The organism is Kitasatospora sp. NPDC058478, from assembly GCF_042720345.1.
Lineage (GTDB): Bacteria > Actinomycetota > Actinomycetes > Streptomycetales > Streptomycetaceae > Kitasatospora.
Genome location: NZ_JBHXML010000069.1, coordinates 1 through 20,331, shown reverse-complemented (window position 1 = coordinate 20,331; position 20,331 = coordinate 1). Strand labels below are relative to the sequence as shown.

17 protein-coding genes and 1 tRNA gene are annotated in these 20,331 nt (G+C 73.4%); 10 read left to right on the top strand and 8 right to left on the bottom strand.

Features of this window, described 5'->3' with window-relative positions; all coding sequences use genetic code 11:
• Positions 1-27 precede the first annotated feature (27 nt).
• The 4 genes from ACFWPT_RS31555 to ACFWPT_RS31540 all read left to right on the top strand — a co-directional run bounded on the left by ACFWPT_RS31555 (position 28) and on the right by ACFWPT_RS31540 (position 4,903).
• Complete coding sequence (locus tag ACFWPT_RS31555; protein ID WP_063348796.1) at positions 28-420, top strand: PPOX class F420-dependent oxidoreductase; 393 nt, start codon at positions 28-30, stop codon at positions 418-420.
• Positions 421-514: 94 nt separating this feature from the next.
• Complete coding sequence (gene cysS / locus ACFWPT_RS31550) at positions 515-1,924, top strand: cysteine--tRNA ligase (protein WP_380378032.1); 1,410 nt, start codon at positions 515-517, stop codon at positions 1,922-1,924.
• Positions 1,925-2,059: 135 nt separating this feature from the next.
• The gene (rlmB, locus tag ACFWPT_RS31545; protein WP_063348798.1) at positions 2,060-3,052 is read left to right on the top strand and encodes a 23S rRNA (guanosine(2251)-2'-O)-methyltransferase RlmB; all 993 of its coding nucleotides are present in this window, start codon (positions 2,060-2,062) and stop codon (positions 3,050-3,052) included.
• Positions 3,053-3,304: 252 nt separating this feature from the next.
• The gene (locus ACFWPT_RS31540) at positions 3,305-4,903 is read left to right on the top strand and encodes a DoxX family membrane protein (protein ID WP_380485946.1); all 1,599 of its coding nucleotides are present in this window, start codon (positions 3,305-3,307) and stop codon (positions 4,901-4,903) included.
• A 95-nt stretch (positions 4,904-4,998) separates the two neighbouring features.
• Here the strand turns inward: ACFWPT_RS31540 and ACFWPT_RS31535 are convergent, their stop codons facing one another.
• The 3 genes from ACFWPT_RS31535 to ACFWPT_RS31525 all read right to left on the bottom strand — a co-directional run bounded on the left by ACFWPT_RS31535 (position 4,999) and on the right by ACFWPT_RS31525 (position 7,617).
• Positions 4,999-5,790: a nucleotidyltransferase family protein gene (locus tag ACFWPT_RS31535; RefSeq protein WP_363375148.1), complete on the bottom strand. Its 792-nt coding sequence runs from the start codon at positions 5,788-5,790 to the stop codon at positions 4,999-5,001.
• A 96-nt stretch (positions 5,791-5,886) separates the two neighbouring features.
• On the bottom strand, positions 5,887-6,330 hold the full coding sequence (locus ACFWPT_RS31530; protein ID WP_363375150.1) for a hypothetical protein: 444 nt from the start codon (positions 6,328-6,330) through the stop codon (positions 5,887-5,889).
• A 195-nt stretch (positions 6,331-6,525) separates the two neighbouring features.
• The gene (locus ACFWPT_RS31525) at positions 6,526-7,617 is read right to left on the bottom strand and encodes an ABC transporter ATP-binding protein (protein ID WP_063348802.1); all 1,092 of its coding nucleotides are present in this window, start codon (positions 7,615-7,617) and stop codon (positions 6,526-6,528) included.
• 284 nt (positions 7,618-7,901) lie between these two features.
• Between ACFWPT_RS31525 and ACFWPT_RS31520 the strand changes: the two genes are divergently transcribed.
• Positions 7,902-7,975: transfer RNA gene (locus tag ACFWPT_RS31520), tRNA-Thr, on the top strand.
• A gap of 120 nt (positions 7,976-8,095) precedes the next feature.
• Here the strand turns inward: ACFWPT_RS31520 and ACFWPT_RS31515 are convergent.
• The gene (locus ACFWPT_RS31515) at positions 8,096-8,500 is read right to left on the bottom strand and encodes a CU044_2847 family protein (protein WP_380485943.1); all 405 of its coding nucleotides are present in this window, start codon (positions 8,498-8,500) and stop codon (positions 8,096-8,098) included.
• Between the two features lie 124 nt (positions 8,501-8,624).
• On the opposite strand from ACFWPT_RS31515, the gene ACFWPT_RS31510 reads away from it, so the two are divergent.
• A complete protein-coding gene (locus tag ACFWPT_RS31510; RefSeq protein ID WP_380485941.1) occupies positions 8,625-9,848 on the top strand; it encodes a hypothetical protein in 1,224 nt (407 codons plus the stop codon).
• On the opposite strand, the gene ACFWPT_RS31505 is transcribed toward ACFWPT_RS31510, so the two are convergent.
• The 3 genes from ACFWPT_RS31505 to ACFWPT_RS31495 are packed head-to-tail and all read right to left on the bottom strand — an operon-like array spanning position 9,838 to position 14,535.
• Positions 9,838-10,431 (bottom strand): NUDIX hydrolase, encoded by a 594-nt coding sequence (locus ACFWPT_RS31505; RefSeq protein ID WP_380485939.1) that lies wholly within the window; start codon positions 10,429-10,431, stop codon positions 9,838-9,840. The genes ACFWPT_RS31510 and ACFWPT_RS31505 overlap by 11 nt on opposite strands.
• Positions 10,432-10,474: 43 nt before the next feature.
• Entirely contained in the window at positions 10,475-13,666 is a 3,192-nt protein-coding gene (locus ACFWPT_RS31500; RefSeq protein WP_380485937.1) for a trypsin-like peptidase domain-containing protein, read from the bottom strand.
• Positions 13,663-14,535, bottom strand: a complete 873-nt coding sequence (locus ACFWPT_RS31495; RefSeq protein ID WP_380485935.1) for a hypothetical protein — start codon at positions 14,533-14,535, stop codon at positions 13,663-13,665. Before ACFWPT_RS31495 ends, ACFWPT_RS31500 begins: the two co-directional genes overlap by 4 nt.
• 202 nt (positions 14,536-14,737) lie before the next feature.
• Between ACFWPT_RS31495 and ACFWPT_RS31490 the strand changes: the two genes are divergently transcribed.
• From ACFWPT_RS31490 to ACFWPT_RS31480, 3 genes are all read left to right on the top strand, one after another.
• The gene (locus tag ACFWPT_RS31490) at positions 14,738-16,048 is read left to right on the top strand and encodes an MFS transporter (protein ID WP_380380087.1); all 1,311 of its coding nucleotides are present in this window, start codon (positions 14,738-14,740) and stop codon (positions 16,046-16,048) included.
• A gap of 219 nt (positions 16,049-16,267) precedes the next feature.
• A complete protein-coding gene (locus ACFWPT_RS31485) occupies positions 16,268-16,501 on the top strand; it encodes a hypothetical protein (protein ID WP_063348809.1) in 234 nt (77 codons plus the stop codon).
• A 162-nt stretch (positions 16,502-16,663) separates the two neighbouring features.
• A complete protein-coding gene (locus ACFWPT_RS31480) occupies positions 16,664-17,209 on the top strand; it encodes a methylated-DNA--[protein]-cysteine S-methyltransferase (protein WP_380380084.1) in 546 nt (181 codons plus the stop codon).
• A gap of 109 nt (positions 17,210-17,318) precedes the next feature.
• On the opposite strand, the gene ACFWPT_RS31475 is transcribed toward ACFWPT_RS31480, so the two are convergent.
• Positions 17,319-18,398 (bottom strand): ATP-grasp domain-containing protein, encoded by a 1,080-nt coding sequence (locus ACFWPT_RS31475; RefSeq protein ID WP_380485933.1) that lies wholly within the window; start codon positions 18,396-18,398, stop codon positions 17,319-17,321.
• A gap of 378 nt (positions 18,399-18,776) precedes the next feature.
• On the opposite strand from ACFWPT_RS31475, the gene ACFWPT_RS31470 reads away from it, so the two are divergent.
• Complete coding sequence (locus tag ACFWPT_RS31470; protein ID WP_380485930.1) at positions 18,777-20,198, top strand: family 2B encapsulin nanocompartment shell protein; 1,422 nt, start codon at positions 18,777-18,779, stop codon at positions 20,196-20,198.
• Positions 20,199-20,331 lie beyond the last annotated feature (133 nt).

Genomic DNA, 20,331 nt, shown 5'->3' with positions numbered 1-20,331 from the left:
ACCGCCGACGATGAGAAGAGGTTCTCGATGGGCGTCGAACTCTCAGGCCCCGCCAAGGAATTGCTCGACCGCAAGAGCTTTGCCGTGGTGTCCACGATCCAGCCCGACGGCAGCCCCCAGTCCTCGGTCGTCTGGGTCACGCGGGACGGCGACGACATCCTGTTCTCCACCGTCCAGGGCCGCCGCAAGCACCTCAACCTGGTGCGGGACCCGCGCATCTCGCTCGTGGTCAACCCGCCGGAGAACCCGTACGAGTACGTCGAGGTGCGCGGCTCGGCGACGATGACCACCGAGGGCGGCCGGGAGCTGATCAACGAACTGTCCCGCAAGTACCGCGGCGAGGAGTACGGGTTCGACGGCCCGGACGACGTCCGGGTGGTCGTCCGGCTCAGCCCGCGCAAGGTGGTCGGCAACATCTGACCGGCCCGCGCGGCCCGTGGTTCCCCGGGAGTGCTGCATATCATTCCCGGGGAATGTCGCGGGGCACCCCCTCCTGCCCACTACGCTTGACGCTGTGAGCATTCGCCTGTACGACACCAGCACCCGCCAGGTACGCGACTTCGTCCCGCTTGTACCGGGTTGTGTCTCGATCTACCTGTGCGGCGCTACCGTCCAGTCGGCGCCTCATATCGGGCACATCCGGTCCGGGCTCAACTTCGACATCATGCAGCGGTGGTTCGCCTACCGCGGCTACCAGATCACCTTCGCCCGGAACGTCACCGACATCGACGACAAGGTGATCGCCAAGGAGCGCGAGTTCGGCATCCCGTGGTGGCAGATCGCCTACGAGAACGAGCGGGCGTTCAACGACGGCTACACCGCGCTCGGTTGCCTGCCGCCGACCGTCGAGCCGCGGGCCACCGGGCACATCCCCGAGATGGTCGAGATGATGCGGGGGCTCATCGAGAAGGGCCACGCCTACGCGGCCGACGGCAACGTCTACTTCGACGTGAAGTCGTACCCGGAGTACCTCGCGCTCTCCAACCAGAAGCTCGACGACCTGCGCCAGCCCGAGGGCGAGGGCGAGACCGGCAAGCGGGACCAGCGCGACTTCGCGATGTGGAAGGCCGCCAAGCCGGGCGAGCCGAGCTGGGAGACCCCGTGGGGCCGCGGCCGGCCGGGCTGGCACCTGGAGTGCTCGGCGATGGTCCACAAGTACCTCGGCCCGGCCTTCGACATCCACGGCGGCGGGCTGGACCTGATCTTCCCGCACCACGAGAACGAGATCGCCCAGTCCAAGGCCTACGGCGACGCCTTCGCCAGCTTCTGGGTGCACAACGCCTGGGTCACCATGGCCGGCGAGAAGATGAGCAAGTCGCTGGGCAACTCGGTGCTGGTCTCCGAGATGGTCCAGCGCTGGCGTCCGATCGTGCTCCGCTACTACCTGGGCACCCCGCACTACCGCTCGATGATCGAGTACAGCGAGGACGCCCTGCGCGAGGCCGAGGCCGGGTTCGGCCGGATCGAGGGCTTCATCCAGCGCACCGTCGAGCGCTGCGGGGCGGTCGACGCCGCCCCCGAGGTGCCGCCGGCCTTCGCCGAGGCGATGGACGACGACCTGGGCGTTCCGCAGGCGCTCGCCGTCGTGCACACCGCCGTCCGCCAGGGCAACAGCGCCCTGAACGCGGACGACAAGGAGAACGCGGTGGCGCGTCTGGCCGAGGTCCGTGCGATGCTCGGAGTGCTGGGTCTCGACCCGCTCGACCCGCAGTGGGTCGGGGCGGAGCGCGGCGAGCCTGGGACAATGAAGAGCATGCACGGTGTGGTCGACTCGCTGGTCCGCCTGGTCCTGGACCAGCGGCAGGCGGCGCGTCAGCGCAAGGACTTCGCCACCGCGGACGCCATCCGCGACCAGCTCGGCCTGGCCGGGCTGGTGATCGAGGACACCCCGTCCGGCCCGCGCTGGACGATCAACAGCCAGTAACCCCATCTGACGATCGGGGTGAGGGTGGGCCGTACCGGACCGGTGCGGCCCTCCCGCATGACGTAGCGCATGCAGTCGGCCGCCGCCGGACAGAACGGGGCGGCCGGGCATGCCGGACAGACAGGAAGTACAGCCATGGCCGGCAACAGCCAGCGCAGGAACCGCCGCAACCCCGGATCGAAGAAGGGCGCGTCTGTCGGTACCGGCGGCCACAGCCGGAAGGCGCTCCAGGGCAAGGGCCCGACCCCGCCCGGAGCGGAGCGCAAGGGCCACCCGAAGCAGCGCGCCGCCAACGCCGCGGTCAAGCGCGAGCGGGACGCCAAGGCCCGCGCCGGCATGCGCCGCGCCGGCGGCGCCGGTCGCGGCGGCCGGGGCGGTGCGGGCAGCGCCGAGCTCGTCTTCGGCCGCAACTCGGTCGTCGAGGCCCTTCAGGGCGGCGTCCCGGCCACCGCGCTGTACGTCCAGCAGTTCGTCGACACCGACGACCGCGTCCGCGACGCCTTCCAGGCCGCCAACGACCGCGGCATCCCGCTGATGGAGGCCCCGCGCCCGCAGCTGGACCAGATGACCGGCGGGCTCAACCACCAGGGCCTCGTGCTCCAGGTGCCGCCGTACGAGTACGCGCACCCCGACGACCTGCTGGTCGAGGCCTCCGACTCGGGCCAGGACGCGCTGATCATCGCGCTGGACGGCGTCACCGACTCGCGCAACCTCGGCGCCGTGGTCCGCTCCGCCGCCGCCTTCGGCGCGCACGGCGTGGTCATCCCCGAGCGCCGTGCGGCCGGCATGACCGCCGGTGCCTGGAAGACCTCCTCCGGCGCCGCCGCCCGCCTGCCCGTCGCCCGGGCCACCAACCTCACCCGCACCCTGGAGGCCTACCAGAAGGCCGGCCTCATGGTGGTCGGCCTGGCCGCCGACGGCGAGGCCGAGCTGGGCGACCTGGAGCTGCTGACCGGCCCGGTGGTGATCGTCGCGGGCAGCGAGGGCAAGGGCCTGTCCCGGCTGGTCTCGGAGACCTGCGACATGCGGGTGCGGATCCCGATGTCCGGGCTGACCGAGTCGCTGAACGCCGGTGTCGCGGCGGGCATCGTGCTCTACGAGGCCGCGCGACTGCGCGCCAAGCGCTGAGCACAGCCGGTGTGCGGGGCGCAGGGGAACTTCTGAATTCTCCGCAATCCGAGTGAAAAGCGATCGGGCCCGACCAGGCCCGATCGCTTTTCTCATGATCATTTCAAGTATGCGCCGGACATCCACTCGGGAGAGTGTCCTAAGCGGTGGTCACCCGGTTAGACGGGCGTGGACACCAGAACACCTCGGCGCCCCCTGTTCGGCGGCGGCAGCACCGGGATAGACGCGGGCCCCGGCCTTGACACGGTCAAGGTGCCGTCCGACCCCGCGCGCCTCAGCATCACCCAGGCGAGCTTCCGGCTCCGGCTCGGCGCCCCGGTGGCGCCGCTGATCGAGGCCCCGGCCGGACTGCTGTCCACCGGCGCCGCGTTCGGCGACCCGTACGCCAACCAGGGCCTGATCCGCCGTCCGCTGGTCACCCCGCAGGTCGTCGTGCCCGCCTCCGCCGTCCCGGCGCTCGCGGGGGCCGCCGGGGGCGGTGCGCCGCGCCGCAAGGGCCGGGTCACCGCCGTCACCTGGACCGGGCAGGCGCCCCCCGGGGACCTCGCGGCCACCCAGCTGCTGGACGCCGTCCGGCTCACCGGCTCCGGGCCCGACGGCGGCGGCCCGGGCATGTCGGACACCCGGGTGATCCCGTCCTACTCGGGCGCCCGGACCGTCCCGCGCCAGCCGCGGGAGGGCGCCGGCACCGCCACCGACGCGGGCATCGGCCCGGTCGGCGCACCGCAGGGCTGGACCCCGAGCGGCGAGCTGCCCGAGGTCTCCGCGACGGCCGCCGAGGGCAAGCCGCCCTGGTACCCCGGCCGCCGGGTCGACCTCGGCCTGGTCCTGCTGCCGCTGCGCGCCGTCCTCGGCTCGCTGTCCGTCTACGCCGGGTTCAGCAAGCTCTGCGACCCGGTCTACTTCGACGGCGGCGAGCGCGGCTCGATGATGCGCTGGCTCGCCTCGCTGCACCCCTGGAAGGTCGCCGAACCGCTGCTGGCCTTCGCCATGGCGCACCCGGTCGGTGCCGGCCTGGTGGTGTCGTTCACCCAGGTCGTGGTCGGCGTGCTGACCGTCCTCGGCCTCTGGCAGCGGCTCGCGGCCGGAGCGGCGATGCTCCTCTCCGCCGCGCTGCTGTTCACCGTCAGCTGGCGGGCCGTACCGGTCTACGACACCCCCGACCTGATCTTCCTGGCGGCCTGGAGCCCGCTGCTGATCGCCGGAGCGCCGTTCGCCTCCCTGGACGGGCGGCTCAACCTGGAGGCCTGGCGGCGCTACGGCGCCGACGCGCCCGCCGCGCTGCGCCGCCGGGTGCTGCGCCGCGGCACGGTGGTCACCACGGTCGTGGTCGGGGCGACCCTGCTGCTCGGCTCGATGCTCGGCGCGGCGGTGCGCACCGGGGCCCGGACGCACCAGGCGCCGGCCCGTCCGGCCACCGACTACGGCACGCCGGTCTGGCCCGGCGGCGCCCCGACCGGCACCCCGGGCGGCCAGGGCTCGTCCACCTCGCCCTCGCCCGCCCCGCGCCCGGCCACCCCCACACCGGGCCCGACCACCCCGCCCTCCTCCGCCCCGGCCACCCGCCCGGGCAGCCCGACGCCGAGCGGCAAGGGGCACTCCGCCAAGGCGGAGACCGGGGCCGGCACGACCCCGTCCCCCGCCGCGCCGTCCGCCGCCGCGCCGTCGGCCGGTTCCTCGCCCGCCCAGCGCAGCACCCCGGCCCCCGCCGGAACGGGGGCGGCGTCCAAGCCCAGCCCGAGCTCCGGGGCGAGCCCCGGGCTGCTCGGCGGGGTGCTGGGCAGCGGCCCGCTCGCCGACCTGTCCGGCGGCGCCCGCTCCTCCCGTCCGGGGGCGCCCACGTCCACCTGACGGCCCGCGGACGCGATCGGCCGGGTGCTCCGAGGCGGGAGCACCCGGCCGATCGTCGTGCGCCGGGGGAGACGGGGGCGCCGGGGGGGGGGCGGTTACCGCGGTGAGCGGCCGGCCCCGGAGGCGAGCTCCTTGGCCGCCTCGGTGAGGTCCTTCGCGGTGTCGATGGCACGCCAGTACACGCCCTGCGGCAGCTGGTAGCCCGCCAGTCGCTTGCTACGCGCCAGCTGCGGGAACGTGGTGCGCTCGTGGTCGCCCACATCCGGCAGCAGCTCGGCGAACTCCGGGCTGAACACGTACAGCCCGGCGTTGATCAGGAACGGCGAGGGCGGCGCCTCGATGAAGTCCAGCACGTTGCCGAACTGGTCGGTCTCCACCGCCCCCCACGGGATCCGCGGCCGGGCCAGCGCGAGCGTCGCGACGGCGTCCCGCTCGTGGTGGAAGGCGGCCATGTCACGCAGGCTGAACCGGGTCCAGATGTCGCCGTTGGTGGCGTACCAGGGCTCGTCCGGGCGGGGCAGCGCCTTGGCCGCGTACTTGAGGCCGCCGCCGCGCCCGAGCGGCTCCTCCTCGACCACCGTGCGCACGCGCAGCGGAAGGTCCGCCTTGTCGAGCCACTCCTCCAGTACGGCGGCCAGGTGCCCGCAGGAGACCACCGCGTCGGTGACGCCCTCGGAGGCCAGCCAGGCCAGCTGGTGGCCGAGGATCGGCGTGCCCGTCCCGGGGATCTCGACCAGCGGCTTCGGGCGGTCGTCCGTGTAGGGCCGCAGCCGCGAGCCCTGGCCGCCGGCCAGGATCACGGCCTGGGTGACGGGCGTCGTGGTCGGCCGGGACGGGTGGGTCGGCGGGGACGCGGGATCGGCGGTGGGGCCGGAGTCAGCGGTCATGCCTGAACAATAGGACGCCCACCGGGGCCGGGAGCCCGAGCCCGCGGGCGTCGTCGGCCCGCGGCCGTCGGGCCGGCCTACAGGTCAGCTGCCGGGTCAGCCGGCGATGCCCGCCGCGAACGACCCGTCGCAGACCGGGCGGGCGAAGGACCGGGCCCGCTGGACGTCGCCCTGGTACTTGCGCACCGCCGCCTTGCCCAGCTCGCCGGCGAGCGAGGTGCAGTACGGCGTCAGCGACGGCTGCTCGCGCATCGAGCGCTCCAGCAGGTCCAGCGCGGCGGACGGGTTCTTCGCCCGCAGCTCGTCCAGCAGCACCACCCGCAGCGACTCCTGCGGGGCGAGCCCGTCCGGGGACGTGCCCGCGGTGGCGGAACGCCCGATCCCGGCGCCGTCACCACTGGACGCCGCCACGACCTGCTGGTCGAGGTTGGTCGGCGGGGCCCATGGCACCCGGGTCACGGCGAGGGTGCCGGTGGTCACCAGGAGGACCGGCAGGGTCAGGGCGACGGTCTGGCCGATACGGCGTACAAGCTGCTTCACCCTCAGGAGAGTAGCGGTGGGTACGGGCCGGATCGCCCTCCGTGACACCATCGAGTGACACCGTGTCCGGGTTCGTCCCCACACCGTGTTGACGTGGGGGTGTACGGACGGAGCCCGCCGGACCAGGAATGGTCCGACGGGCTCCGTCGTGCCGGCTTTCCCCGCCGGTCGACCGACCGGCAGGGCGCGCCGTGCTCAGCTGCTCAGGCGGGCACCCGAGCTGGTCGAGAACACGTGGGTCTCGTTGGCGATCGGCACGACGTGGATCGTCTCGCCGCGGGCCGGGATCTGCCGGCCGTGCACGCGGACGACCAGCTCCTTGTCCTCGCCGCCGATCTTGGTGGTGCCGTACACGAAGCCGTCGGAGCCGAGCTCCTCGACGACGTTCACCGTCACCGCGACACCCTCGATGCCGCCCGCCGGGACGATCTCGAAGTGCTCCGGGCGGATGCCGACCGTCACCGACTTGTCGGTGCCGGCGCCGGCCAGGTCGTCGCGCGAGACGTTGACCACCGAGCCGCCGAACTTCACGCCGCCGTCCACCAGCGGCACCTCGACCAGGTTCATCGCGGGCGAGCCGATGAAGCCGGCCACGAACAGGTTGGAGGGCCGGTCGTACATGTTGCGCGGGGTGTCGACCTGCTGGAGCACGCCGCCCTTGAGCACCGCGACCCGGTCGCCCATGGTGAGCGCCTCGGTCTGGTCGTGGGTGACGTACACCGTCGTGATGCCCAGGCGGCGCTGGAGGCCGGCGATCTGGGTACGGGTCGAGACACGCAGCTTCGCGTCCAGGTTCGACAGCGGCTCGTCCATCAGGAAGACCTGCGGCTGGCGCACGATCGCGCGGCCCATCGCGACACGCTGCCGCTGACCACCCGACAGCGCCTTCGGCTTGCGGTCCAGGTACTCCGTCAGGTCGAGGATCTTCGCGGCCTCCTCGACCTTGGTGCGGATCTCCGTCTTGTTCACGCCGGCGATCTTGAGCGCGAAGCCCATGTTCTCGGCGACGGTCATGTGCGGGTACAGCGCGTAGTTCTGGAACACCATGGCGATGTCCCGGTCCTTCGGCGGCAGGTGCGTGACGTCCCGGTCACCGATCCGGATGGAGCCGCTGTTGACGTCCTCCAGGCCGGCCAGCATGCGCAGGCTGGTCGACTTGCCGCAGCCCGAGGGGCCGACCAGCACGAGGAACTCGCCATCCGCGATCTCCAGGTCCAGCGCGTCCACCGAGGGCTTGTCCGCCCCGGGGTAGACGCGGGTCGCCTGCTCGTACGTGACAGAAGCCATGATTGTTCTCTCCTTCACCGGCAGGAACGTGCCGGACGATCCGAGTAAAGGGGCGTTCGTTCGCCTCCGTCAGCCCGCCCAGTGGTCTGAACCACCTCACGAACCGACTCCGGGCGACGCTACCTGCGCCTCCGCCGCTTGTCAGCCCCCAGCCCGCCCGATTTCGGCATCGGTTCCATCACGCCCACCCCACCCCGCCAACCCCCGGATATCCCCCCACCCCACCTACCGGGCCCGGTAGACTGCCCCCGGTGCCGCCGTGATCCCTCGCGGACGGTCACCGTGCCTCCTTAGCTCAGCTGGCCAGAGCACCGCTCTTGTAAAGCGGGGGTCGTCGGTTCGAACCCGACAGGGGGCTCGCGTAGGAAGCGATGCGACCGGCGCCCGAAGGGCCAGCTCACCGGAGTGATCCGGAGGAGCTGGCCCTTCGTCGTTGCCGGGGCGTGCCGCGGGCCGTCGGGTGGTGCGTGGCGGTTGGTCAGCCGGTTTCGGGTGTGGATTCGGCGGATTCACCCGGTTCGGTGGATTCGTTCGGGTCGTCGGATTCCTCCGGTTCGTTCGGCGGGCCGGAAAGGGCGGTCTCGCCGTTTTTCCGCCAGGTCGCCGTCACCTTCAGGCTGGCCTTTCCGTCGACTCCCGTCACCGCGCTCACGAGGACTCCCGTCTTGACGGAGAGCTCGATTCCGAATTCGAGCGTGAACTCGTCGGGGGCGGCCGCGCGCAGGCCGGATCGCACGTTGCCGACCACGGTCTGGAGCGTGCCCGCCAGGTCGTCCAGCTGGTAGCTGGGGCGGCGCAGTGCGACGTCCCTGGGGCCGCGCTGCTCCTCGATGCGGGCCCAGAATGTCCCCTCGGGCGTCACTACTTGGACAAGCTCCGACATTTCTCCTCCAAGGGGTGCCGTTGCCGGGGTCGAATTGCCGGAAAACCGGTGGCCGGCCCGGGCCGTGGGCCTATCCTTCTTCTTCGCGAGGGGAACTGTATCGGGCGCCGAAGGGTGGCAGGCCATGGATATGGGACAGCGGGCGGCGGGTACCGAACACATCTACCTCTCCGATGTGGAGCCGCACGCGGCGGCGCCGATCGACCGGGCCTCGGACCTGCGGTCACGGGTCCTGCTGCACGTCCTCTTCGCCGACACCCTGCTGATCGGCGACTCGCAGGGCCTCAACAACAGGTACTTCCGGGCGCTCGTCGACGCCGAGGAGGCGCGGAAGGTCCGCTGGTCCCCGGGGACGGCGGCGCTCTCGGACTTCGGAGCTCTCCTGGAGGCCGGCCGGCTGCGGGTCGCGCTGCGGGCGGGCGGGACCCTGCACCGGATCAGCGACGGCCACCGGGCCGAGGGCGTGGAGAACGCGCCCGACGTCCCCTACGTGGAGCGGCTGACCGAGGTGTCGTCCGTGCACACGGAGCCGTACGACGGGTCGGCCGTCGCCGCCGCGTTCAAGTCCGGTGTCCTGGCGCGGATCGAGGCCGCCGAGCGGGACTTCGCCGGGAGCGCGCGGGAGGCCCTCGAAGCCGCGCGCGCCTGGGTCGCCGAGCAGGATCCGCTGCTCTACAAGCAACTCCGGGACTGGCTGGCCGCCTACCGGAGCGCCCGCCCCGGGGGCAGCGCCGAACTCGTCCTCGTGCTCCAGTCGGTGGACGACTGGGCCGGTGAGTCCTACCGGCGGGCGCTGCCGCAGGCCCTGGGCGTCGGCATGGCCGGCCCGCGCGACGGCGAGGGCACCATTCCGGTCTTCCGGAGCCGGCGACTCGTCGAGTACGCGGGGTTCCCGGCGGTGCTGCTCGACAACCTGCTGCTGTCCCAACTCCCGGTGGAGGTGGTGTTCGAGGCGATCGAGCAGCCCTCCCGGGTGGCCCTGGTGGCGGAGTTGGGGCGGCTGCGCCGGGGGATCCAGCCGGACACGGCGGTGCTGCGTTCGGCGGTCGACGAGTTCAGCTCGTGGACGCTGGAGGCGTTCGAGCGCACCTTCCGCCGCGTCGGGGGCCTGGCGTGGGAGCACCTGCGGGGCGAGGTCCGGCTGATGCGCTTCGGGCTGGACGAGGACCCGGTCGCCGGTCGGCTGGGGGCCGGCCTGGAGGTGGTCTCCCCGGCGGCCGACGGCGTTCGCGACCTGTCGCTCCACGTGGTGAACGGCCCGGGTGCGGCTGTCCCGGATCCGCAGCGCCGGGCACAGCCGCGGCCGTTGCGCGAGCTCGACCCCTTCGAGCGGGTGGTCACCCTCTGACGGCCGCCGTCTGCGGGTCGGGGTGGGCCTGGAGGAGGGCGAAGGCGGCCAGGGTGACGCCGCAGGTGATCCGGCCCTGCCGCAGCCAGCGCGCCATCAGGTCGGAGGAGACCCAGACCGGGTCGGTCACCGATTCCATGGCCTCCGGCCGGGCGGTGGCGGTGCCTCCGGGGAGCACGGTGGCGCGGCAGACGTGGATGCCGTTCTCGATCAGGCCGGTGTCCGCGTGGATCAGGCCGAGGCTCTCCACGGTGGAGGCGATGAGGCCGGTCTCCTCCCTGAGCTCGCGCGCGGCGGCCTCCTCCGGGGGTTCGCCGGGCTCGCAGCCGCCGCGCGGGAACTCCAGCGAGGCGGCGCCGACCGGGTAGCGGTAGGAGGGCACCAGCGCGATGCCGTCGGGGCCGGTCGCCACCACGACGACGCCGGTCTGCGACCACTGCCACCGGAGGTAGTTGCCGGCCGTGCCGCCCGGGGCGACGACCTCGTCGTTGTAGAGCCGGCCGAAGCGGTTCCCGAAGACCTCGACGGCCTGGCGGCGTCGGATCGGTGCGGGCGAGGCGAGGTCCTGAGAGTCCGTGGGCATCATGCTCCTACCTGCCGTCGTAGGGCCGCAGGTGGCGGCGGCCTCACCTGCCATGATTGCCCATGGTCGCCAGCTGCTCCACCCAGTGTGCGCGCTCGTCGGTGAACTCGGTCATCTCCGAGGAGAGTTGGACCAGCATCCGCAGCGAGGACCGTTGTGCGGCGAGCCGTTGCCGGTCGCCGGGCGGAAGGGCGGCCCGCAGCTGTGCGGCCTCCCGCAGCGCGCGGTACGCCTCGTCGTCCCGTCCGGCCCGGACGAGGCCGATCGCCTGCCGGTGCAACGCCTCCGGGAGCCTGGCCAGGTAGCGGCCGGGCTGCTGGTCGGCCAGCTCGCGCAGCAGCGCGAGCGCCCGGTAGCCGGCCGTCACCGCCTCGACGGGCCGGCCGGCCAGTTGCCCGCACCGGGCGAGGAGTTGGAGGCAGGTCAGCAGGGTGTCGTCCTGCCGGGACCCCGGTTCGGCCTCCTCGCACAGCTCGACGCCGTGCGCGGCCGCGTCGAGGGCCGCGCTCACCTGGCCGTCCTCCATCCGCACCAGGGCCAGGGTGCTCAGCGCCGTCGCGGTGTCCAGGAGGTACGTCTGGCGCAGGGTGTCCTCCCCGTCCGCCCCGGCGAGGAGTTCCTCGTAGCGGGCGACGGCCGACCTGGCGTGTTCGAGTGCCGGTTCGGTCCGGTGGGCGCGGTGCAGCAGGAGGCTCACGTTGTGGAGCGCCCTCGCGTACTCGGGGAGGTGGCGGCCGGTCTGCCGGACGAGGTCCCGGCTGAGGCGGACGGCCTGCTGGGCGGCGGTCAGCGCCGAGTCGCCGTCGCCGGGGCGGACGCCGTCCGCGGCGAGTACGCGAGGGGTGGGTACGCGAGGGGTGAGTCCGTCCGCGGCGAGTACGCCCGGGGCCAGTCCGTCCGCACCGAGTCCGTTCGGGGTCAGTCCGTTCGGGGTCAGTCCGTCCACACCGGGTACGCCCGGGGCGGTTTCGTCGAGCCGGAGGCTGTAGCTGATGAGGCGGCGCAGCCTGCGCAGCTGGTCCTCCTCGCCGAATTCGGGGTCCGGCTGGTCCAGCAGGCGCTTCAGGACCAGCGCCGCCACCGGCGACATGCTGGAGGGGTAGCCGGGCAGCCGGCTCTCGACGGCGGTGAGGACGTCCGGTTCGCACGCCTGCACGGCGGGCAGCATGAGGGCCGCCAGCGGTTCGGCGTGCGGCAGTACGGCGCCGTTGACGGCCAGGGCCGGCAGGAGCGCGTCGGGCCGCTCGGTGATGCTCCGGGCCAGTGCGGCGTCCAGGGCCGGGTGGGCGGGGTGGTCCACGACCCGCCCCACCCCGGTGCAGCCGCGGGCGCGGGCGAGGATCTCCACGGTCTCGGTGGCCGCCGCGATCCGCTCCTGCGGCGAGGCGGGGTGCGGCGGGTCCAGCAGGGCGAGCAGGTACTCCTCGGAGCGTCCCGAACTCTCCGGCGTACTCAGCACCCGGCGGACCAGGATCTCGCCGATCCGGCTCGGGCCGACGGGGGCGACCAGGCCGTCCTCGGCCGGGTAGAGCATGCGCAGGAGGGCGTTGACGACGTTCATGTTGAGGGGCGGCTGGTGGGGGAACGCCTCGGCCCGGACCCGTTCCAGCAGGGCGATCAGCCGGTCCGAGCGCCGCCCGGGGGCGAGGACCGGGACGAGGAGGAGCCCTTCCGCCAGGAGCCGGCCGGCCTCGCCGGCCAGGGCCGGCTCCGCGGGCAGCCACGCCGTGAGCTGCGCGTGCCAGACCCGGACCTCGTGGTCGCAGAGCCGTTCCAGCGGATCGCCGTGCCCGGACCAGCTGCTTCCCCGGGCGAGGGTGAGGACGGCGTCCAGCGCGAGTGCCAGCACGCCTAGCAGCGAGTCCTCCCGCCCGGCGCGCGACGGAAGGCTCCTCGGTACGGGCAGGCGGTCGTGGCCGAGTCGTCGGGCGAAGACCTCGAAGGCCGAGACGACCAGCGCGGCGGGCGAGGCGTCACCGGCGGAAGCAGCGGAAGTAGCGGAAGTAGCGGAAGGGACGGAGGGGATCGTCCTGGGGAGTTCCACGACGCTGGCGTCGGCCAGCGCCCAGTCGTCGACGCCGCTCTGCAGCGCCCGCCAGAAGGGCTCGGCCGTGCGGGCGAGCAGCAGGAGGCGCAGCCGGGGCTGCTCGGGTCCGAACCGCGAGACGTGGTCCACCAGGGTGCGGATGTCCTCCAGCCGGGCCTGGGCGTAGTCGAAGACGGCGAGGACCGCCAGACCGTCGTCGAGGGCGGTGGTCAGCTCGTCCAGCCACCCCGGTCCCGCGAGGCTGCTGCGCTGCACGAAGCCCGCGAGCCAGCCGTCCTCGGCCATCAGCCGGCACAGCTCGGCGGCGAGCCTGGTCTTGCCGGAGCCGCCGGGCGCGTGGAGCAGGCGCAGCAGCAGTGGGGTCTCGTCGGCGCACCAGGCCCGCAGTTCGGCGAGTTCCGGGCGGTCCACGAAGGGCATCGCGCCCTGCGTCAGCAGCTGGGCGGGGGTCGGCCGGGGCGTCTGGCGGGGGCGGTGGTGCCCGTACGCCCCGAAGAGCCGGACCTGGCGCCCGGCCCGGTCCATCGCCAGGTCGTACCAGGCCGTGCCGGGCCGGTGGCCCAGTCCGTTGCGCCGGGCCAGTTCGGGGAAGCAGGTCCGCACCGCGTCGACGGGGACCATCCAGCCGCCCAGGACGGCCGTCTCGTCGCGGGAGGTCTTGAGCACTCCGCACACCCGTCCGGTGGCGGGGTCGAGCACGAGGCTGCCGCTGAACCCCTGGACGACCTGGTCGCTCTTGAGCCGGACGAAGTGGCCCGCTTCGCCGGACCGGCCGACGACGGAGAGGTACAGGGTGTCCCGGTGGGTGCCGGCGTCCAGGGTCGCGTCGCTGAATCCGTGGACGATCACGTCCGAGCCGCCGGGGGGCACCTGATCGGCGAGCCAGACGCCCGCGGTGTCCAGCGGTTCGGGGAGGCGGAGCACCGCGAGGTCCGGGTACGCGTAGATGCCGCCGTCCGGGTCCTGCCGCGGCTCCCGGGCCACCACCTCGGCCCGGAGCGTGCGCCCGTGCACCGTCACTGCCGGGTGCGGGTCGGAGCGGACGACGTGGGCGCAGGTCAGCACGGTGTCGGGGGCGACCAGGAAGCCGGTGCCGGAGCTCTCCGCGGTCTCGATCAGTACCGCCTGTTCCGTGGCGAGTCGGCTGACGGCCTCCCGGCGCCGCCGGGTCTCGTTGTCGGGGATCACGCGGGGTCCCTTCGATCGGGGGTGCCAGGGTGTCGTGCCCGGCCGTCGGAATCCAGTGGCGGAGTTGCACCGGGGCGTAGTTGACGCAGGGTCCAGCCGTGGGCGCCGGGGGTCAAGGGGGCGGTGTGGGCGGTGAGGAGTTCGGCGGCGCGGCGGTAGGAGAGGCGGGCGCGGCCGGTGTGGGGGCAGCGGTCGGAGGCGGGGGTGCCGGCGGGGGCGCGGCGGTCGGTGAGGAAGAGCGGGCCGGTGGTGCGGCCGGCGACGAGGAGGGGGAGCAGTCGGGCGGTGCCGCTCTGCCAGTGGACGGGGGTGCGGCCGGGCCGGTGGAGGGTGCGGTGCCGGGGCAGGTCGAGGTGGTCGGTGTCGAGGGCGAGGACGGTGTCGATGGCGGCGCCGGACTCGTGGAGCAGGTGCCAGAGCGACTGTTCGCGCAGGGGCGCGCGGAGGGCGAAGAGGGCGCGCAGGTCGTCGGGGGTCAGGGGAGCGACGGTCGGTCCGGGCCGCGGGTCGGGGTGCAGGTCGGTGGTGGGGTCGTCGTCGAGCCAGTGCTGGGCCCGCCACCAGGCCACGGCGGCGCGCAGGGTGGAGAGTTCGCGGTTGAGCGTGCGCGGGTCGGTGTCGGCGCGGCGGCGGTCGGCGGCGGTGCGCAGGCGGCGGGCGGCGTCCGGGTGGTCGAGCAGGGCGAGCGGGAGGACGGGCGGGCGGGCGCGCCGCCGGTCGGGGCCGGTGGGGGTGGGGCGGTCGGCGAGGGCCCAGGCCCAGGTGTTCAGGGCGATCCGGTAGATCCGCCGGGAGCCTTCGGCGAGCCCGGAGGCGGCCAGGTAGCGCTCGACGGCGACGGCGTACTCGACCGGGGGGAGCTCTGCCATGTCGGGGCTTCTTCCGCAGTAAATCAAATCGGTCCGGACTCCTGAAGGCTACCCATGAAGCGCAGTAAATCGCAGGTGAACAGCCGTTTCCGAGGCCGTTTACTGCGGCGGTCGGCGGGGCGCGAAATATTGAGGCCAAAAGACTCAACTTTTCCCCGGAAACCCTTGAACGCCGTTCCCGTCCGGGGGCAGACTGCCGCCCATGGCAGTGGATGCGGAACGGATCCCGGCCCGCCGCCGGCGGCTGGGAGACCGGCTCGCCGTGCTGGGCGAGCGCGATTTCGCGTGGTTCTTCGTCGGCTACTCGACCTCTCTCCTCGGCTCCTCGATGGCGCCGGTGGCGGTGGCCTTCGCGGTGCTCGACGGCGGCGGCGGCGGAACCGACCTGGGGTGGGTGATGGCGGCCCGGATCCTGCCGGTGGTGCTGGTGCTGCTGGCCGGCGGGGTGATCGCGGACCGGTTCGGCAGCCGCCGGGTGATGCTGGGTTCGGACGTCCTGCGCGGGCTCGTCCAGGCGGTGTTCGCCGCGCTGCTGACGGCCGGGCGGGCGCCGGTCTGGGCGATGGTCGCGCTGGTGGCGGTGTGGGGGATCGGGGAGGGGCTGTTCCTGCCGGCCCTCGGAGCGATCGTGCCCGGCCTGGTGCGCCGGAAGGAGCTCCTGGCCGACGCGAACACCCTGCTGGGGCTGGCCCGTTCGGTGGCCACGGTGGCCGGGCCCGCGACGGCCGGCCTGGTGACGGCGACGCAGGGACCGGCGGTGGTCCTGCTGGCCGACGCGGTGACGTACGGCGTCGGCGCGTTCGCCCTGGCCAGGCTCCGGCTGCCCGACCGCGCGGCGAACGCGGCCGGCGGCGAGCAACCGATGCTCGCCGAACTGCGGGCCGGCTGGTCGGAGTTCGCCTCCCGGCCGTGGTTCTGGATCACCACCGTCCAGATGGGCCTGTTCAACCTGCTGGTCTGGGCGCCGTTCCTGGTGCTCGGCCCGCTCACCGCGCAGCGGGACCTCGGCGGCGCCCGGGCCTGGGGCCTGGTGATGGGGGTGTACGGCGTCGGCGCGGTGCTGGGCGGGCTGGTGATGCTCGGGCGCCGGCCCGAGCGGCCGCTCGCGGTGGCCACCGTGGCCACGCTGGCCTGGGCGCTGCCCTCCGCCGCGCTCGCGGCCGGTGCGCCGCTGCCGTGGGTGGTGGCGGGCGCGCTGGTGGCGGGGGTCGGCTCGGCGGTCAGCGGGACGCTGGTCAGCACGACGATGCAGAGCTGGGTGCCGCCGGAGGTGCTCGGCCGGGTCAACTCCTTCGGGGCGCTCGGCGCGTTCGTGCTGGGGCCGCTCGGGCTGGCGGCGGCCGGACCGGCGGCGGACCGGATCGGCGTGGACAAGGTGCTGCTGCTCGGTGCGGTCTGGCAACTCGTGGCCGGTACGGTGGTGTTGGCGGTGCCGGCGGTTCGGAACCGCCGCTGGGAAGGGAGCCGGCACGGCGAGGACGGGCGCCACGGCGACCGGGAAAGCGCGCCCTGACCCGTGCTGGTCCGACCTTTCCAGGATCTGTCGACCACCCGCCCCCGAACGGCTCCGGGGCGCACCCCCGGCCCCCGGTGCGGCCCACCGCGCACCGTACCCGGCCGGCCCCGGAGCGCGACCAGGTCCGGCCGCCGCACCCCCGCCGCCCGCGGCGGGCGCCGCGGCCGGACCGGTCGTACCGTGGAGGGAGCGGGGGTGGACGGAGGAGGTTTGACCATGCCCGGTTCGCTCACCATCAGCCACCACGAGTCCGCGGCCACCCTGGACCGCACGGACGCCGAGCGGCTCGCCACCGTACTGGCGGAGCTGGCGTACCTGCTGGAGATCCCGGGGCCGAACCGGATCAACGACGCGCAGCTCACCCTGCTGTGCGAGGGCCGGGCGCCGGACCGCGCCGAGCTGTCGCACTGGTCCCGGGCGCTCGCGGCCGAGCTGAAGGGGCGGCGCTGACGGCCCCGCTGCCCGCCGCAGCCGACGGCCCCGGTGCCCGCCGACGCCGCAGGCGCGCCGCCCCGCCCGCCGTACGATGGCGTGCGGGGCGGGCGGAGGTCGTGCGCCCCGCGGGCGCCGGAGTGGCCGGCGGCCGGTCCGGCGGAGGGTGGGGGCCCGAGCGTGCCGCAGTCCTGGTCGATGTCCTGGCTGACCGTGGAGACGCCGCTGCCCAGCGGCCCGATGCACATCGCCGTGACGCCGCTGGGCGTGGCGGCGGCCGGGTACGGCGGGCGGGACGGCGAACTGCCGCCGTGCACCGACGCGTCGAAGACCGCCGCCGTCCGGGACCGGATCGGCGCCTATCTGGCGGGCCGCAGCCGTGAGTTGGGCCTGCCGATCGACTGGAGCCTGAGCTCCGGCCCGCACCGCACCGTGCTGCGCACGCTCTGGCAGGAGGTGCCGTACGGCCGGACCATCACTTACGGCGAACTGGCCTCCCTCAGCGGGGTGTTCGAGGACGTGGCCGAGCCCGGCCTGGCGGCGCGGACGGTCGGCCAGATGATGGCCGCCAATCCCGTCGCCCTGCTGGTGCCCTGCCACCGGGTGGTGGCGGCGGACGGGATCGGCGGCTTCGGCGGCGGCCGGGTGGGGATCGACGTGAAGCGCTGGCTGCTCACCCTGGAGGGCGTGCTGGAGCCGACGCTCGACTGGAACGGCCCGCTGTAGCACCGGGGTTGCCGTCGGCGCGGTCGCACCGAGCCCCGCAAGAGCCCCGCAAGAGCCACGTGTGAGCCTCGCATGAGCCACGTACGAGCCGCCCGCCGTCGCGTCCGGGCTACCGCTGCCGGACGAGGGAGACCGGGGCCGGCGCCCGGCGCGGCCGCACCGGCTGGATGCCGGAGACCAGCGTGTACTCGACGCCGTGCACGTCCGGATCCACCCCGGTGGGTTCCGGCCGTTCGCCGAGCGCCAGCCGGACGGCGTCCCAGGGCAGGTTGAGGCCGCACAGCCGCAGCTGGTGGAGCCCGGCGGCGGGCCGGGTGTTGACGTCGATCGCCACCGGTCGCCCGGCCAGTTCGCGGAACTGGATGTTGGACAGGTACGCCATCCGGCTCGCCCCGACCAGGCGCCGGACCGGCTCCAGGTACCGCGGGTCGGCGGTGAAGCCGCGGCGGCGGCCCTCCTTGGTGCGGCCTACCACGGTGAGTGGGTGGCCGGCCCGGTCGGCGAGGCAGTCCACCGAGACCTCCGGCCCGTCCAGGTAGGGCATCACCAGCAGGTCGACGGGCTCGTCCCCCTCGTCCCCCGCGCCCGGTCCGGCGGACAGGGCGGCGGCCACCTGCTCGACCTGGACCCGGTGGTCCCAGCCGTGAAGCCGCCGTGGCCCGTACGGCTCCCGGGTGAGCACCCGGAAGCCCGTGCCGCCCGCGCCGGTGGTGGGTTTGAGGCAGGCGGTGTGCCCGGCGGCCTCGATCCGGCCGACGGCGTCGAGCAGTTCGTCGGCGGTGCGCACCCGCCACCAGGGCGGGGTGGGCAGTCCGGCGGCGGCGATCGCCCGGTAGCCGTCGGCCTTGCTGGTGTAGGTGGCGATGGCGGTGGCCGGCGGGCAGAGCAGGGTGGTGCCGATCGCCTCGAACTCCGGCCGGGCGAGGGCGATGGCGAGCTGGTGCAGCTGCGGGAGGAAGACGGTTATGGAGTGCCGGGCGCAGTAGTCGAGCGCGTAGCCGACGTAGGCGTCGGCGGGCAGGTCGGCGGGTTCCAGGGTGCCGTGGTCGGCGGCGGCGAGCACCGGGGAGTCGGGGTCGGCGTGGGTCGCGTGGACCGTCACCGGGCGAGGGGCGGTGCGGAGTTGTTCGATGAAGAAGACGTTCTCGGCGTAGGTGCGGTTGAGCCAGACACGGACGGGGGCTGTCAAGACTGCCTCCCAGGGCATGGGGTGACGAAGGGTCAGGGCTCGTGGTCGGCCGTGCTCGTCAACTGGCCTGGCGGCCCTGTGAGGTGGCACCTTAGCGGCCGGCTCCCCGGGCCCGGACGGGAGGGGTGCCGGGCGTGCGGGTGTCAAGGGGTGGCGACGGAGGGGGTGTCGATGGGGGAAGATGGGAGGCGATATTCCCGATAAGTTCGAATAATCAGTCGAACAGATATCGATCGGGTGATCCAGTCGTACTATTTGTTCGGTTATCCCGAACCACTCGAATGAGTGATTGCGGCATGCACCCGAATGGGCCCACCATGAAGCTGCAACATGAATGTGCAAGGCGACACTTCATCGGGCATGCGAAGGGCTCCCCCTATGTCGACCGAAACCAATGCCGGTGTTCCCGCGCCCAGCGCGCAACCGGAGATCCGGCAGCAGCAGAGTCTGAGCACGGCGGGTGCGCGGAACCTCGCCACGACCACCAAGTCCGCGCCGCAGATGCAGGGCATCAGCCCGCGCTGGCTGCTCAAGACGCTGCCCTGGGTGCAGGTGTCCGGCGGTACCTACCGGGTCAACCGCCGCCTGCGCCACTCGGTCGGCCGCGGTCGGGTGAGCTTCGTCAAGACCGGCTCCGAGGTGCGGATCGTCCCGCCGACGCTGGCCGAGGTGCCGGTGCTGCACGGCTTCCAGGACGAGGCCGTCCTGACGGAGCTGGCCGGGCGCTTCGTGCAGCGGGAGTTCGCCGCCGGCGACGTACTGGTCTCCGCCGGCGTGGCGATCAACGAGGTCTTCCTCATCGCGCACGGCAAGCTCGAACGGCTCGGCACCGGCAAGTACGGCGAGGAGACGGTGGTCGGCACCCTCGCCGACGGCGACCACCTCGGCGACGAGGCCCTCCAGCAGGAGGAGGGCACCTGGCCGTACACCGTCCGGGCCGCCACCTCCGGCACCGTGATGGCGCTCTCCTGGCCCGCCTTCCAGGAGCTCCACGACCGCTCCGAGGCCCTGCAGCTGCAGGTCATCGAGTACCTGAACGGCTTCCAGCAGGCGCAGAACAAGCACGGCGAGGCCGCGATCGACCTCTCCGCCGGGCACCGGGGCGAGTGCGAGCTGCCCGGCGCCTTCGTGGACTACGAGCTCAAGCCCCGCGAGTACGAGCTGAGCGTCGCGCAGACCATCCTCAAGGTGCACTCCCGCGTCGCCGACCTCTACAACCAGCCGATGAACCAGACCGAGCACCAGCTCCGGCTGACCATCGAGGCGCTGCGCGAGCGCCAGGAGCACGAGCTCGTCAACAACCCCGAGTTCGGCCTGCTGGAGAACGCCGCGTACGACCAGCGGATCCAGACCCACTCCGGCCCGCCCACCCCCGACGACATGGACGAGCTGCTCAGCCGCCGCCGCGGCACCAAGATGTTCCTCGCCCACCCCAAGGCCATCGCCGCCTTCGGCCGCGAGTGCAACAAGCGCGGCCTCGTCCCCGGCACGGTCGAGGTCGAGGGCAAGCACGTCACGGCCTGGCGCGGGGTGCCGGTCTTCCCGTGCAACAAGATCCCGGTCATCGGCGGGCACACCAGCTCGATCATGGCGATGCGCGTCGGCGAGGACAACCAGGGCGTCGTGGGCCTGCACCAGACCGGAATTCCGGACGAGTACCAGCCGAGCCTTTCGGTGCGGTTCATGGGAATCGACGACAAGGCCGTCATTTCCTACCTGGTCAGCGCCTATTACTCCGCCGCGATTCTGGTCCCGGACGCGGTCGGCGTCCTGGAGAACGTGGACGTCGCGCAGCGCTAGGCCCTGTCCGGGCGAGTCTCAACCATTCCGGCCGGGCGCGCGATATCCGGGCCCGCGCCCAGGCCCGGGCACCGACCGACCGGAGCCGGTCGGAATTCCACGCCGCCCGGCCGGGGCACCCACACCCCGGCCG